Genomic DNA, 14953 nt, shown 5'->3' with positions numbered 1-14953 from the left:
CGGCCTCCCGGGCCGCCCAGTGCGCCGCCGCGAGACTCTCGGGCGAGTTGTCCAGACCGACGGTCACATGCCCGGTCATGGTGGCTTCCTCCTTCGGATCGCTGTCTGCGGCCACCTTCCAGCCTCCCGCGCCGGCGCGCTCGGCGGCGCGACACGGCAACGACCACAACCATGGGCCCCGGCGCCCACGATCCGGTGCCCGACGCGCGGCCGGCCGACGCCACTTCCCGGCCGCGGCCCGTCGTGCCGCTCCACGACCGGCGCCCGTCCACGACCGGTGCCCGTCCACAACCGCGCGCCGGCCGGCAACAGCGCGCCCCGTCACGAGCCGACGCCTTCCTCGACCCTGCCCGGCCCGACCACATGCCCTCCTGGAGCGCGTGCCGTCCGCGAACGGAGGGGCGAGCGTGCGGGACACCGCCGAGCAAATCGTTTCGGCCGCGGGTCCGCCCGGTCCTACGATCACGAGATGACGGCTTCCCTGTACCCCGCCAAGCCCCGCCCCGGAGATCAGGTCGCGGTGCTGTCCCCTTCCTCCGGTCTGCCTGGACACCTTCCCCTTCCCTACGAGTTGGGGGTGCGCAGGCTCCAGGAGGACTTCGGGCTGAAGGCGGTGGAATACCCGACGACCCGGAAGATGGGCGCGACGCCCGAGGAGAGGGCCGCCGACATCCACGCGGCCTTCGCGGACCCCGACATCAAGGCGGTCATCGCGAGCATCGGCGGCGACGACCAGATCACCGTCCTCCCTCACCTCGACGGCGACCTTGTCCACGCCAACCCGAAGCCCTTCTTCGGCTACAGCGACAACACCAACCTGCTGCTGTACCTGCGCGATCTGGGCATGGTCGCCTACCACGGCGGTTCGGTGATGGTCGAACTCGGCCGACCCGGCGCGATGCACCCGCTGACGGCGGAGTCGCTCCGGGCGGCGCTGTTCACGTCGGGCGAGTACGAGCTCACTCCCTCGCCCACGTACGGCGACGTCAACCGGCCCTGGGACGACCCGCGGACCTTCGAGACCGAACCGGAGACGGAGCCTTCCGAAGGCTGGTTCTGGCACAACGGCGACCGGGTGGTCGAAGGAGCCGGCTGGGGCGGCAACCTGGAGATCCTGTCCTGGCTGCTGATGGCGGGCCGCATCGGGGAACCGGTCGACCCGTACGCCGGCAACGTGCTCTTCCTGGAGACCTCGGAGGAGATGCCGCGTGCCCAGGACGTCTTCTTCATCCTCAGGAGCATGGGTGAACGCGGGCTGCTGCGGCAGTTCCCCGCGCTGTTGATGGCCAGGGCGAAGAGCTGGTCGTTCGAGAACCCGCTCGAACCGCAGGCCCGGGCGCGCTTCCGCCGGGAGCAGCGCGAGGCCGTCCTACGGGCTCTCGACCGGTACGCCCCCGACACCATGGCGGTGTTCGACGTCGACTTCGGCCACACCGACCCGCAACTCGTCGTCCCCGTCGGAGGACGGATCCGGGTCGACGGCCCGGCGCGCCGCATCCACGTCACCTACTGAGCCGCAGCCCGTCCACGGCCCGTGGCCCTGCGGCCGGTGACGGCCAGGTCTTCCCCGCCGGGAACGACCGGGCACAGCTGCTCGCGCCGGGGAGCGCCTGCCACACGCACGGAGAGCACTCCCTGTCCGGGACTACGGCACAGGGGGCGGCACCTCAGTGCAGGACCATCAGCGTGACGGCGCGAGCGCGGTGACGCAGTGGACGGCACGGACGCCGGCGACCTCGACGCCGCCGCCGCGCGCCTTCGGGGGCGGGGAGGCGGCGACGCGCCCCAGTTCAGCCGCCGTCCGTGGCGCAGGCCGGGTGGCCCCAGCCGTCCGGGTTCTTCGCGATCGTCTCTCCCTTGGCGTAGGGCCGGCCGCAGCGGCACCTGCCGGGGAACTTCGCCGCGACCGAGCCACGGGAGGAGGAGCCCGCCGCCGATGAGCGCCGTTCCGCGGGCCGCCTGTTGCGTCCCGAGGTCGCGGGCCGTGACACCGGCTCCGGCGGGGGCAGGGCGGAGCCGGCGGCCGACCCGGCCGGCTCCTGGGAGCGGGCCGTGTGGCTCGCGGCGGCGTCGGCGGCCGCGTTCAGGGCGTCCCCGTCGACCTGATGCGCGGGGGTGTACACGAAGGTGACGTCCCGGCCGGTCAGCAGCGTGTCTATGGCGACCACCAGGTCCCGGTTGGCCACCGGCGTGCCGGCGGCCGTCTTCCAGCCCTTGCGGCGCCAGCCCGGCAGCCAGGTCGTGACCGCCTTCATGGCGTACTGCGAGTCCATGCGCACCTCGAGCGGAACGACCGGGTCGGTCGCCTGGAGCAGCTCGCGCAGCGCGGTCAGCTCCGCCACGTTGTTCGTGGCCCTCCCCAGCGGGCCCGCCTCCCAGGAAGCCACCTGACCGTCCGTACCGGCAACGACCCACGCCCAGGCCGCCGGCCCGGGATTACCCTTCGACGCCCCGTCACACGCGGCGATGATCCGTTCCACCATGCACCCGATGCTGTCACGCCCCGCGCACGGGGTCCGCACGGCCCGGCCGTCCCCGGGCGCGGCGGCTCCGCGCAGCGAGCCGTGCGGGTGAGGACCCGCGGGCTCGCGGCGGGGGCGGCGGCGTCCGAGGCACGCCGCCCCCGGCCGGGCGAACGGCCCGGGTACGGTGCGGTGCGGAAATGCTTCATATCTCCGCCGCACAATTGCCGTTTCTTCACAGACCTGAACGTCCCGTGAATTCCTTCAGAGGCGCCGCAGCCGCGACGCCGCACCGTGCCCGATCAGCAGATAAATGACTGCCGGCAGCCCGTAATTGAGCAGAACGCGGAGGCCTTCCGTGTCCATAGTGAAAATATCCTGTGACCACCAGGCGAGCAGGTCGGCCATTCCGTGCACGAACTCGACAAAGATGTTGGACCGGTTCGCCTCGAGGAGGTGGAGCAGGACCCACAGCCCGAGGAACGCCGCGGCGATGTCGGCGATCGTGTGGGTGATCAGGGCTGCCCGACGCGTGCCGGACCCGTCCCCGCCGCGTACGGAACGGTGACCGCTGCCCTGGGTGGGGTCGTACTGCCGGTGGTCCGGCAGGGGTTCGGTATTGCTCACTGGATTCCCAATCTGGCGCATAGACAGCCTCGACGGCACGGAAACGCGGTCAGCGAACAGAGGGAGAACCACAGCGGAGAAATCCCGGCCCGGACCGCAGAGGGTCGCTCTTTTTTGCGCCCCTGCCGGGAACTGCGCCATGCATGGATGAAGCGTTACACGGAGATCGAATCAGGTCCGATTTCACCGGCTACGCCAATTCCTGTCGCACGGATACCGATCGGTCCGGATCGTCGCCCGCGCGACACGGCAGCACGAGGCGTCCGGACCGACACGGGCACCGCGCCCCGCGCCGGCATCCCCGTAAGGGTCCGGCGTTGGTCGCAGCCACCGCACCGTACTGCCCGGCTCCGCGCCGCCGCCCCCTCTGCGAACGCCGTGGTTGTCATGCGGGAGACCGTCTCGCATGTGGACTTACCTGGGAGGTCGGCTGCCGGCGCGGCCAGGTCCTCGTACCGGCGCGCGGGCGGGCCGGTCAGCGGGGCCCGGAGAGCAGCCCGTTGAGCTCGGGGAAGGCGATGCCGTCGGCGAGGGAGCCGTAGCCGCCGGTGTCGAGGAGTTCCTGCGCGGCTCGGCGGGCGGCGGCGTAAGCGGCCTGCGCCACGCCCGATCCGAGGCTGACACGGGCCACGCCGAGGTCGCCGAGCTCGGCGACCTTCGGTGCGCCCGGGCCGGCCATGACGTTCAGCGGTACGGAGATGTCTCGGGCCAGGGCCGCGATCGTGGCGGTGTCGGTGACACCGGGGACGAAGATGCCGTCAGCGCCGGCGTCGACGTACGTGCGTGCCCTGTCCAGGGTTTCGGCGAGCCGGGTGTCCGGGTCGCCGAGGGCGAAGAGGTAGGTGTCGATGCGGGCGTTGAGGAAGAGGTCCGCACCGGCCCGGTCGGCGGCCTGCCGGGCGGCGGCCAGCCGTGCCGCGAGTTCGCCGGGGGGCCGGGCGCCATCCTCGATGTTGACGCCGACGGCGCCCGCCGCGAGCACGCCGGTGACTGTCTCCGCGACGTCGGCCGCGTCCTGGCCGTACCCGCCCTCGATGTCGGCGGTGACCGGGACCGCGACGGCGGCGGCGATCCGGGAGATCAGTTCCAGTGCGCGCTCGCGGGTGAGGGCGTCACCGTCCGGCGAGCCCAGCGACCAGGCGACGCCGGCGCTGGTGGTGGCGATCGCGGGGGCGCCCGCGGCCTCGATGACGCGGGCGCTCGCGACGTCCCAGGCGTTGGCCAGTGCCAAGGGTCGCGACGAGGTGTGCAGGGAGCGGAAGCGGCGGGCCTGGTCCGGCCGGTTGGTGAACATGCGGGCAGTCAAACACCGCCCGGTCGGCGCTGTCCGGCAGGAATCCGACATCGACGTCGGACGGAATGGGCTTCCTGCCGGGCGTGTGACGGGGCGTCATGCGCCCGGCAGGGCCTGCTCCGCCCAGATGGTCTTGCCTGTGGGGCCGTACCGGGTGCCCCAGCATTCGGTGAGGCTCGCGACGAGCAGCAGTCCCCGGCCGCCCTCGTCGAAGGCGCGGGCGCGGCGCAGATGGGGGGCGGTGCTGCTGCCGTCGGACACCTCGCAGATGAGGGCGGTGCCGCGGATGAGGCGCAGCCGGATGGGGGCACCGCCGTAGCGGATGGCGTTGGTGACCAGTTCGCTGACGACCACTTCTGTGGTGAACACGGCGTCGTCCAGGCCCCATTGCTCCAGCTGGGCGGCGACGTGCTTGCGCGCCTGCGAGACGATGGACGGGTCCGGGGGCAGGTCCCACGAGACGTGGTGATCCGCGCCGAGGCGGCCCGCGCGCGCGAGAAGGAGCGCGATGTCGTCGCCGGGCCGCTCGGGCATCAGGGCCGCCATCACGGCGTCGCAGGTGTCCTCCAGCGATCCGGCGGGACGGGTGAGCGTCTCGCGCAGCACGGCGAGCGCGGCGTCGATGTCCCGTCCGGGGGACTCGATCAGGCCGTCGGTGTACAGCGCGAGGATGCTGTGCTCCGGCAGGTCGAACTCCGCTGCTTCGAACGGCAGTCCGCCCACCCCGAGCGGCGGGCCGCCGGGCAGCGGGATGTGGGCGGAGCTGCCGTCGGGACGGACGAGCACCGGCTCCGGGTGACCTGCTCGGGCCATTGTGCATCGCCCTGAGACGGGGTCGTACACGGCGTACAGACAGGTCGCGCCGGAGACGGCGGAGCCGCCCGCGGGGTCCACCGACTCCTCCCGGTCCAGTTTCAGCACGATGTCGTCGAGCTGGGTGAGCAGTTCGTCGGGGGCGAGGTCCACGTCGGCGAGCGTGCGCACGGCGGTACGCAGCCGGCCCATGGTCGCCGATGCCTGGACGCCGTGCCCGACGACGTCGCCGACGACCAGGGCGACCCGGGCGCCCGACAGGGCGATGACGTCGAACCAGTCTCCGCCGATCCCCGCGCCCGCGGTGTTGGGCACGTAGCGGGAGGCGACCTCGACGGCGTGCTGCCGGGCCGTCCGCCGGGGCAGCAGGCTGCGCTGCAGAGCGAGGGCGGTGGCGTGTTCACGGGTGTAGCGGCGGGCGTTGTCCACGGCCACGGCGGCCCGCGCGGCGAGTTCCCCGGCGAGCAGCAGGTCGTCGTCGTCGAAGGGTTCGGGCGTGCGGTGGCGGGAGAACACGGCGAGCCCCAGGGTGATGCGTCGCGCGGCGAGCGGAGCGACCACCAAGGAGTGGATGCCGTGTTCGCGGATGCTGCGCAGGCGGTCGGGGTCTTCCGCCTCCCACAGCCGCAGTTCCTCCTCGTCGACGGCGAAGCGCGCGGCCTCTCCCCGGACGAGCACGCGCCCCATCGCCGACTCCCGCGCGAAGGAGTGGCGCGCGCCGACGGGCAGCACTGACTCGGGGCAGCCCTCCAGGACCGAGTGCTGAGCGGCCCGGTGGAACACAATGGTGGCTCCCGGCTCCGGGGCGCCGGGTTCGTCACCCGCGAGTACGGGGGCGAGGAGGTCCACGGTGACGAAGTCCGCGAAGCTCTCCGTGGCCATCTCGGCCAGTTCCTCGGCGGTACGGCCCACGTCCAGCGTGCTCCCGATGCGCATGCTGGCCTCGTTGAGGACGGTCATGCGTGTGCGGGCGCGGTACTGCTCGGTGGTGTCGAGGGTCACCACGCAGCAGCCGTGCACATGTCCGGAGCCGTCCTTGACCGGTGAGATGACCGCCGTCCACACGCCCTCGCGGCCGAGGTCGGGGCGGAGGAGGGTTTCGTAGCTGCGGCCCTTGCCGGTGGCGATCACCTCTTCGACCGCGGCTTCCAGGCCCTCCGCACCCTTGAGCACGACACCCGGTTCCACTTCGCCCGGCTTCAGACCGATGAGCTGCTCCAGGGTTATGGTCACCGACTCCAGGGTGGCCCGATTGGCGGACACGAGCCGGGCCCGCCGGTCGAAGAACACCACGGGCACGGGCAGCTGCTCGAGGATCCACCACGGCAGGCCGGCGGGGCCGTCCCCGCCGGGGCCCGGCCGGCCGCTCACGTCTTCGTCCATGGGGACCTTCACTCGCCCTTCGCCGTACGACAGCCCCGCCGAGCCGGCTCTCTCCAGCATGCTCCCGCGCTCACCCCCTCGCCAGGGCGGTGCCGCGGCACCGCCGGCCGCCGGCCTCCGCACCGTGACAGCGGCGGACGGCCCGGCCGGAGCGCGCTGGTCCCACGGGACCGGGCGTCACCTCGGACGAGGCGTCCCCCGACGCCGCCCGAGGGCGGCCGCCCGGTGCCCAGCGGCGGAAGACCCGGCGCGGTCGTACACGAACCGGCCGACCGTGCCAGGCGCGCCGTCCCGGCCGGGCCCGGTTCCACCGGACTCCTCCGCCGTCCCGCGGAACGCCTCGACCGGGTGGGCACGGGTGGGGACCACGGCCGGCGGCTGACGCCGGCAGCCGTGGAAGACAGTGGTCCCCGACGCCCGCTGACGGCGACGGGCGCGAGCTCCGGAGCGGGCTCGGGCGCACCGCAGGCGGCTCGGCGGGCCTCTGCGTCGAATACCGTGGACGTCGTCCTCTCCGGCCTGCCGATCATGGCATCACCAGGTCAGGGCGAACCCGTCGAATCCGGTGCAAGGCGCTGGGGCCCGGTGGAGCCGCGAGCGTCGCATCCGCCCGTCGGGGCATGTGGAGAGACAGCAGGGACGGACGACGGACGGCGGAATGGGCCCTTCGGCCAGGGGAGGCAACCACAACATGACGGACCCCAAGACGGTGGAGCCGGTCGACGGCCGGTCTCAGGAGAAGGCGCTGGAGACGCTGACCATGGCGTTGGGCGCCCTGCGTACCGGTGCCTATCTGACGGACGACGAGGGATGCATCATCGGCGTCAACTCCGGGGCCGAGCAGCTTCTGGACCGGACCGCGGCGGAGCTCCTCGGTCAGGACGCGCACGACATGCTGCACCGCACCCGCCACGGCGAGCCCATCGCGAGGGCCCAGTGCCCGGTGCGGCAGGCCGTCTTCGCCGGAGGCACGGCGCAGGGAACGGACGAGTGGATGGTGCGTGGGGACGGCTCGATGCTGCCGGTGTCGTGGCTGTCCACGCCCTGCGAACTCGATGAACGGACCACCGCCACCCTTGTGATCTTCCATCCCCGCGATGTCCCGGGTCCGGCCGCGCTCCCTGACCGGCCCACCGCGTCGCTCTCGGAGCTCGAGCGGCTGGCGCTGCTCGCCGAGACGACCACGACTCTCACCTCCACTCTGGACGTCGACGAGGCGCTGCGAAGACTCGTGAACCTGGTGCTGCCCCGCCTCGCGGACTGGGCCGTCGTCGACCTGATCACCGAGCGCGACGAGGTGTGGCGCCGCGCCGTCGTGCACGTGGAGGACGAGGCGCTGGTGCACAGGGAGGAACTCCAAGGGCCGATGCCGCCGGTACCGGAAGGCTCCCCGATGCCCCTCTCCCGGGCCCTGCGCGGCGTGTCGTCCGCGCTGGCCGGGCCTGAGACCTACCAGGGCCCGCCGGACTCGGGCATCGCGGTGGAGCAGCGCCGCCTGTTCGACGCGACCGGCATGCACTCGGCGGTCATCGCGCCCATCCGCGGCGTGCGGGAGATCCTCGGGGCCGTCACCCTGGGCCGCTCCGAGCGGCCGGAGCCGTTCACCGCGGCGGACGTCGCGCTGCTCGAGGACATCGCGCGCCGGGCGGGCCTGGCCCTGGCGAACGCCGGCCTCTACCAGCGGCAGCGCAAGGTCGCAGAGACCATGCAACGTCATCTGCTGCCCCAGCTGCCGAGTGTGCCGGGGCTGGAGATGACCGCCCGCTACCTGCCCGCGCCCAACGCCTCGCAGGTCGGCGGCGACTGGTACGACGCGTTTGCCCTGAGCGACGGCTCCACGGCCCTGGCCATCGGTGACGTCGTCGGCCACGACCTGGACGCCGCCGCCGGCATGGCGCAGCTGCGCAACATGCTCCGCGCCTACGCCTGGGCGCAGCACGAACCGCCGAGCAAGATCGTCGAGTGGCTCGACGACGCGTCATTGCACATCGCCGAAGCGTCCATGGCCACCCTCATCTACGCCCGGATGACGGTGGCCGACGACGGGCAGCCCGAGCTGACCTGGACCAACGCCGGGCACCCGCCGCCTCTGCTGGTCACGCACGACGGCGTGGCCGACTACCTCACCGGCGGCCACGGCCTCCTCCTGGGCATCGCGGCCGCCCACGGGGTGCCGAAGGGCCGCGTCGACGCGACCGTGACTCTGCCGCCGGGGTCGACCCTCGTGCTGTACACCGACGGCCTGATCGAGGCCTCTGGCCATTCCCTGGACGAGGGGCTGGAGCGGCTGCGCCGGAACGCCGCGTCCCTGGCCCACCGACCTCTGGAGCCCTTCACCGACCATCTGCTCGAGCGGTCCCGCCCGCCGCAGAACGAGGACGACGTGGCGCTGCTGGCCGTGCGGATCCCTGGCTGAACCCCGCCGTGCGGGCCGCCCCCGGCCCCGTACTCCGGCAGCCGGCGGCGGCCTTCACGGTGGCTCAGGGGGTGTACGGGGCGTCGCTGTGGTGGAGCTCGGCCATGACGGGGCCCGCCACCCGGTAGACGGCGGTCCGCCTGATCGTCACCACAGCGGCAGGGTCGGCGTCACCGCGGGTGAGGTGGACGACGGTGGCCTGCCTCGGGGGCGCCGTGGAGATCTCGACGGACTCCACGGGCGTCCTGTCCCCGAGCGAGACCGCTGCGGCGGGCATCGGCGTGCCTGCGTCGTTGCGCCAGGTGACCAGGGCGTAGAACCTGCCCGTGCCCTCCGTCGTCACCTTGATGGGCGCCACGGCGTCCGGCGCCGCGTCGCCGGTCATGTCGCCGATGTCGCACTGCGGCTGGAGCTCGATGACGATGCCGTCGCCCTCCCACCGCCCGTCGGTGAACGAGATGGATCCCGCGGGGGCGTCCGGCAGCCGCAGCTCGGAGTTCTGCAGTTCCGCGTTGCGGAGCCGGTCGCAGGTCAGCCCACCGGCCGGCCTGTCCGACGGGCGGGGCGAGGGCTTGGCGGATTCCTTGCCGTCGTCGTGGCCCGCACCGCCGCCGGGCGACTGCGAAGAACGGCCCCGGTCGGGCGACTTGGCTCCCGGGCCCTTCCCGTTGCCGCCGTCCGTGTCCTGGCACCCCACTGCCGCTGATGCCAGGACGAGCGAGGCGATCATCCACGATCCCCGTCTTGTCAGGCCTCTGGTTCCGTTCACCGCAGGTCCCCCCGATTTGTCCGCACACCGGACCGCGAGCGCGGCCGGCACGGTCGGAGACGCGCCTGAATTCCCCCCGGTTGCGGACGTCACGTACCAGGCACTGCCGCCCCACCTACGACTGGTGCTCCAGCTGTGGTTCGTGATGATCAGTGGGGCAGAGTGGGGGCATGACTACGTACGAGACGATGTCGTTCCACCTTGAGACCGAGCGGCTGATACTGCGGCCGTGGTCCGAGTCGGACGCCGCTGAGTTCTGCGCCCTCCTCGCCGAACGCGGCAAGGGGACCCCTACGGTCGAGCACATCCGTACGTCCATCGCGGAGTTGCTCGCCGCGACGGCGACCACGGGGATCGCCCTGTTGCCCATCCAGCGCCGCGACGAAGGCGACTTCATCGGCTATTGCGGGCTGATCATCGGCCGTTCCACCCTGGAGGAACCTGAAATCGCGTACGAGTTGTTCCAGCGTGCGCATGGGCGCGGCTACGCCACCGAGGCGGCCGGGGCAGTGCTCGATGCCGCGATCGCGACCGGGCGGAAACGGCTCTGGTCGACCGTCGGCACGTGGAACACACCGTCGCTCCGTGTCCTTGAGAAACTCGGGTTCGAACGGGATCACGTCTCCACGGAGGACAACGGTGAAGTGGCCTGGCTGACACGTACGTTGCCGTGACACGAGAGCGCTCCGGCCGAGGGACGTCCGTCGAGGTGCAGTCCCCCGGCGAGGAGCTTGTTCAGTCGAGGACCGCGGTGGCTTCGACCTCGACCAGATGCTCCGGTACGTCCAGTGCCGCAACCCCCAGCAGCGTGCCGGGCGGTACCGGCGTGACCCCCAGCTTCGCCGCGGCCCGAGCGACCCCCTCCAGGAACAGGGGCATCTTGTCGGGGGTCCAGTCGACGATGTGGACGGTCAGTTTCGCCACGTCGTCGAAGGAGCCACCGACCTCGGCCAGGGCGGTGCCGATGTTGAGGTAGCACTGCTCGACCTGAGCGGCGAGGTCGCCTTCGCCGACCGTCACGCCGTCGGCGTCCCATGCGACCTGCCCCGCGACGAAGACCAGCCTCGACCCGGTCGCGACGGACACCTGCCGATAGGCATCGATCTCCGGCAGTCCGCCGGGGTTTACCAGGGTGATGGCCATGCTGCGCCTCCTTGTCATGAGAGTCCGAGGGCCCTTTCCCACGGAGCAAGCCGCTCGTGGTCTCTTGTGGTTACTCAGGAACTGTAGGAGAGTGAACGCTGACCTGGAAGAACGCACTTTTCAGTGACTGGGGAACCTGATGGTGACCAAGCAGTTCAACGGCTCGCCCGAGGACGCGGACCTGACGCGCGCGGATTCCCTGGCCCGGGAGATCTTCTCGGACGTCGCCAACAAGTGGGCGTTCCTGATCATCGAGTCCCTCGGTGAACGCACCCTGCGCTTCAGCGAGTTGCGGAACGAGATCGAGGGCATCAGCCACAAGATGCTCACCCAGAACCTGCGCATGCTGGAGCGCAACGGCCTGGTCGAGCGGGACGTGCACCCCACCGTGCCGCCACGCGTCGAGTACACCCTCACCGAACCGGGCCAGGCCCTGCGCGCGACGGTCAGCGCCATGTGCGGCTGGACCCACCGGTACCTCGGCCATATCGAGGCCTCCCGCCGCCGCTTCGAGACCTGACGGAGCCCCGGCCGCACCGCGGGGGTCGTCCCGCTCGAGTGCCGACAGGCCCGTACGCCGTGGCGCCATCCACCGGCGGAGCCGGCCCTCGCCCCGGCGCAGGCGAATGTGCCATGCCCTCCGGGTCGGCGTAACGTCCCGTATAGGCGACGCTGGAGGTGCCTCGTGACCAGCACGGGCGACCCGGCCGTCGACGTCGGTGCGGTGGATGCCGCGCTCGCGGAGACGGTGCGGCGCACTGGTGCCGCGATCGGTGCTCTCTATCTGCTCGCACCGGACCGACAGGTGCTGCATCTCGAGGTGTTGTGCGGTGCGCCGGCCGAGTTCGCCGCCCCCTGGACGAGAGTGCCGGTCGCCGCTCCGGCCCCGGTTGCGGACGCCCTCCGCGACGACCGCCTGATCTGGGTGGGCAGCCAGGACGAGATGGCCCGCTCCTATCCCCGCACGGCGGTCGCGCTCCCCTACCCGCTGGCGCTGGCCGCCGCACCTGTCACCGGCGTCCTGCGGTGGGGCTCGCTCCTGCTGATGTGGCCCGCCACCCGCCCGCCGCGGATGAACCGGCGGGAGCGGGCCCACATCACTTCGGCCTGCCGGAATCTGGCCCGGCTGCTCGAGGAGGCCGCCGAATCCGGCACTCCGGTCCACCGCAGCGAGCCCCGCATCCTGCCCGTCGTCGCCGGGCGGCCGGACGCGACACCGGCAATGGCCGCCGCCGACTTCGCCGAGCGTCTGCCCGGCGGTTCCTGCTCCCTCGACCTGGAAGGGCGCATCACCTATCTGAGCTCGGGGGCCGCCGAGCTGCTGGGCCGCGACGCCGGTCAACTGCTGGGTACGCTGCCGTGGCAGTCGCTGCCCTGGCTCGACGACCCCACGTACGAGGACCGCTACCGTGCCGCGGTGATCAGCCGCGAGCCTGTCGCCTTCACCGCGTGCCGCCCACCGGACAGCTGGCTGGACTTCCAGCTCTACCCCGACGCGAGCGGCATCAGCGTGCGCATCGTTCCCGCCGATGCCGGGTCGTCCCACGCGCCGTCCCGGCAGTCCATGAGCACCGCCTCACCGGCCCGCGCCGGCCAGCTGTACCAGCTCGTGCACCTGGCCGCCGCCCTCACGGAGGTCGTGGGCGTCCAGGACGTGGTCGACCTCATCGCCGACCAGATCATGCCGGCCTTCGGCGCCCAGGGCCTGGTCCTGTCCGCGGCCGAAGCCGGGCGGCTGCGGATCACCGGGCACCGCGGCTATCCGTCCCACGTCGTCGAACGCCTCGACGGCCTGCCGCTGGACACCTCCTTCACCCCCGCCGGTCAGACCCTCACCACCGGCATCCCCTCGTTCTTCTCCGACCCCGAGCAGATGCGGCGGATCTACCCCGAGGCCCCGGTGATCAGCGGTAAGCAGGCCTGGGCCTTTCTGCCGCTGATCATCTCCGGCCGGCCCGTCGGCTGCTGCATCCTGTCCTACGACCACCCCCATGCGTTCAAGGCGGAGGAACGCGCCGTGCTGACCTCGCTCGCCGGCCTCGTCGCACAGGCCCTCGACCGCGCCCGCCTGTACGACACGAAGCAGCAGCTCGCCCACGGCCTCCAGCAGTCCCTGCTGCCGCACACCCTTCCCGCGGTCGACGGCCTGCGGGTCGCGGCCCGCTATCTGCCCGCGACCCGCGGTATGGACATCGGCGGCGACTTCTACGACCTGCTCCGCCTCGGCGACACCACCGCGGCAGCCGTGATCGGTGACGTTCAGGGACACAACGTCGCCGCCGCCGCGCTGATGGGGCAGGTCCGCACCGGTGTCCATGCCCACGCCACCCTCGGCACCTCGCCCGACCAGGTGCTCTCGCGGACCAACCGGCTCCTCACCGACCTCGACCCGGGCCTGTTCACCAGCTGTCTCTACGCCCACCTCGACTTCGCCCGCGGACGCCTGTGCGTCGCCACCGCCGGCCATCCCCCGCCGCTCCTGCGCCTGCCGGACCGGCACACCGTCCCCCTGGACGTCTCCCCCGGTCCGCTCCTCGGCGTGGATCCCGACGCCACCTATCCCGTCACCGAGATCCCCCTCACCGCGGGTCTGATGCTGGCCCTCTACACCGACGGCCTCGTGGAGTCACCGGGCGTCGACCTCGACGACTCCGTAGCACGACTCGCGCACTGCCTCGACCGCGCCGACGGCCGGGACCTGGACCTGGTCATCGACGACCTGCTGGAAGAGGTCCGCCCCATCCGGCAGAACACGGACGACATCGCGCTCCTCCTGCTCCGGGTGGTCACCGGCCATGGACGGTGAACGGCCCGGGCCACCCGAGTCCCGGGACGGTCCCGGCCGTCCTCGCGTCCGCCGGCCGGGTCAGTAGCCGATGGCCTCTCTGAGAAGCAGCACGGTGCCGCGCCCTGGGCGCGGTTCCGCGTTGAGGACGAGCAGGCGGTTGACGGCGCTGGGCCTCCCGTACACCGCCTGGGCGCGGACGTTCTCCAGCGGGAGGGCGTGCTCCTCGACGCGGCGCAGGGCTGTGTTCAGGTCGGGCACCACCTTCTGCGCGCCGACGATCCAGACCGCGTGGGCGGCGCCGCCCGCGTTGGCGGGAAGTTGGCTGCCGCTGCCCGACGCGAGGACGAGCGAGCCGGTCTCGGTGACCGCGGCGACGCTGTTGACGACGAATTCGGGGCCGGCGAGCAGCCGTCGGATCTCGTCGGCGTCGGTGGTCCGGTCCATGGCCAGGACGCGCGGCCTGATGGCGTCGTACCGGCCGCCGGCGTTGATGTCCTCGTCGATGCCTGACAGCCGGAGGGTCTCGCTGGCTCCGGTGAGCACGGCGGCGCCCTCGGGAAGCAGGTCCTTGATGCGGACGCGCGCTTCCGCGGCGTCGTCGAGGATCTCGGCGGCGAAGCCGCCCGCACGCAGCGCGGCGGCCACCCGCTCCAGTTGTTCGGCCGTTGCCGGTTCGGTGAAGGAGGCGGCCGGAGCCGGGGTGGCCGTGGCATGTGCCGGGTCGGTCCGGGAGCCCTTCGCCGCGTGGGGCGCCGTGCCCGCCAGCGGTGAGGTGTCGAGGTACCTGATCTCGTACACCCGCTCGGCGAACTTCCAGCCTTCCTCGGTGCGCCGGTAACGGTCGTGGTAGACGGCGTAGTTCAGGCCCTGGCGTCCGTCGAGGGTGCGTGCGAGTTCCTGGATGTAGGCGCGGCCCGTCGCGGTGTCGCCGTCGAGCTGGATCGTGCCGGGGTGTGTGTTCTGTACGAAGAAGTCCCACTGGCTCTGCAGCCGCTCGCCCCCGGCGAGGATCTCCTCGCGGCCGATCTGCTCGGCGGGGATGTCGGGCATGCGCAAGACACCGTCCGTTGTGAACAGCGACGCCAGGCGAGGTCGGTCGCGCATCATCACCGCGTCGGTGAACTCGCCGCGCAGTGCCTCGATCTCGACGCGGTCCACGGTGGTCCGGAAGTCGTTCATCAAATCTCCCTCTCCGTCTTGTTGTCGCCCTCACCGGTTCGACACCGTTACGACAGCGCGGCGCTCCGGAATGTGAGGC

12 protein-coding genes are annotated in these 14953 nt (G+C 72.0%); 5 read left to right on the top strand and 7 right to left on the bottom strand.

Features of this window, described 5'->3' with window-relative positions; all coding sequences use genetic code 11:
• Window positions 1-469 precede the first annotated feature (469 nt).
• Window positions 470-1513, top strand: a complete 1044-nt coding sequence (locus tag ACWGH4_RS17045) for a S66 family peptidase (protein WP_453461220.1) — start codon at window positions 470-472, stop codon at window positions 1511-1513.
• Between the two features lie 277 nt (window positions 1514-1790).
• On the opposite strand, the gene ACWGH4_RS17040 is transcribed toward ACWGH4_RS17045, so the two are convergent.
• From ACWGH4_RS17040 to ACWGH4_RS17025, 4 genes are all read right to left on the bottom strand, one after another.
• On the bottom strand, window positions 1791-2483 hold the full coding sequence (locus ACWGH4_RS17040; protein WP_453461217.1) for a ribonuclease H family protein: 693 nt from the start codon (window positions 2481-2483) through the stop codon (window positions 1791-1793).
• Window positions 2484-2726: 243 nt separating this feature from the next.
• Window positions 2727-3089, bottom strand: coding sequence for a hypothetical protein (locus tag ACWGH4_RS17035; protein WP_441262321.1), 363 nt, complete (start codon window positions 3087-3089; stop codon window positions 2727-2729).
• A gap of 475 nt (window positions 3090-3564) precedes the next feature.
• Window positions 3565-4383 (bottom strand): isocitrate lyase/PEP mutase family protein, encoded by an 819-nt coding sequence (locus ACWGH4_RS17030; RefSeq protein WP_453461213.1) that lies wholly within the window; start codon window positions 4381-4383, stop codon window positions 3565-3567.
• Between the two features lie 96 nt (window positions 4384-4479).
• Window positions 4480-6639: a SpoIIE family protein phosphatase gene (locus ACWGH4_RS17025; protein ID WP_453461210.1), complete on the bottom strand. Its 2160-nt coding sequence runs from the start codon at window positions 6637-6639 to the stop codon at window positions 4480-4482.
• A 631-nt stretch (window positions 6640-7270) separates the two neighbouring features.
• On the opposite strand from ACWGH4_RS17025, the gene ACWGH4_RS17020 reads away from it, so the two are divergent.
• Window positions 7271-8995: a SpoIIE family protein phosphatase gene (locus ACWGH4_RS17020; protein WP_453461207.1), complete on the top strand. Its 1725-nt coding sequence runs from the start codon at window positions 7271-7273 to the stop codon at window positions 8993-8995.
• 64 nt (window positions 8996-9059) lie between these two features.
• Here ACWGH4_RS17020 and ACWGH4_RS17015 read toward each other — a convergent pair whose 3' ends face one another.
• Window positions 9060-9725 (bottom strand): hypothetical protein, encoded by a 666-nt coding sequence (locus ACWGH4_RS17015; protein ID WP_453461204.1) that lies wholly within the window; start codon window positions 9723-9725, stop codon window positions 9060-9062.
• Window positions 9726-9934: 209 nt separating this feature from the next.
• Between ACWGH4_RS17015 and ACWGH4_RS17010 the strand changes: the two genes are divergently transcribed.
• The gene (locus ACWGH4_RS17010) at window positions 9935-10438 is read left to right on the top strand and encodes a GNAT family N-acetyltransferase (RefSeq protein ID WP_441262316.1); all 504 of its coding nucleotides are present in this window, start codon (window positions 9935-9937) and stop codon (window positions 10436-10438) included.
• Between the two features lie 61 nt (window positions 10439-10499).
• Here ACWGH4_RS17010 and ACWGH4_RS17005 read toward each other — a convergent pair whose 3' ends face one another.
• Window positions 10500-10907: a RidA family protein gene (locus ACWGH4_RS17005; RefSeq protein WP_453461201.1), complete on the bottom strand. Its 408-nt coding sequence runs from the start codon at window positions 10905-10907 to the stop codon at window positions 10500-10502.
• Window positions 10908-11046: 139 nt separating this feature from the next.
• Between ACWGH4_RS17005 and ACWGH4_RS17000 the strand changes: the two genes are divergently transcribed.
• Together ACWGH4_RS17000 and ACWGH4_RS16995 are read left to right on the top strand one after the other, a co-directional pair.
• A complete protein-coding gene (locus ACWGH4_RS17000) occupies window positions 11047-11427 on the top strand; it encodes a winged helix-turn-helix transcriptional regulator (RefSeq protein WP_453461198.1) in 381 nt (126 codons plus the stop codon).
• Window positions 11428-11592: 165 nt separating this feature from the next.
• Window positions 11593-13713 carry a SpoIIE family protein phosphatase gene (locus tag ACWGH4_RS16995; RefSeq protein ID WP_453461195.1) on the top strand — a complete coding sequence of 707 codons (2121 nt, stop codon included), beginning with the start codon at window positions 11593-11595 and terminating at the stop codon, window positions 13711-13713.
• 60 nt (window positions 13714-13773) lie between these two features.
• Here the strand turns inward: ACWGH4_RS16995 and ACWGH4_RS16990 are convergent, their stop codons facing one another.
• Entirely contained in the window at window positions 13774-14874 is a 1101-nt protein-coding gene (locus ACWGH4_RS16990; RefSeq protein ID WP_453461192.1) for an LUD domain-containing protein, read from the bottom strand.
• Window positions 14875-14953: the final 79 nt, after the last annotated feature.

This window comes from Streptomyces sp. NPDC054847 (genome assembly GCF_053610925.1).
Note: the sequence above shows the minus strand (reverse complement) of the source record. Positions and strands in the feature narration are given on the sequence as shown.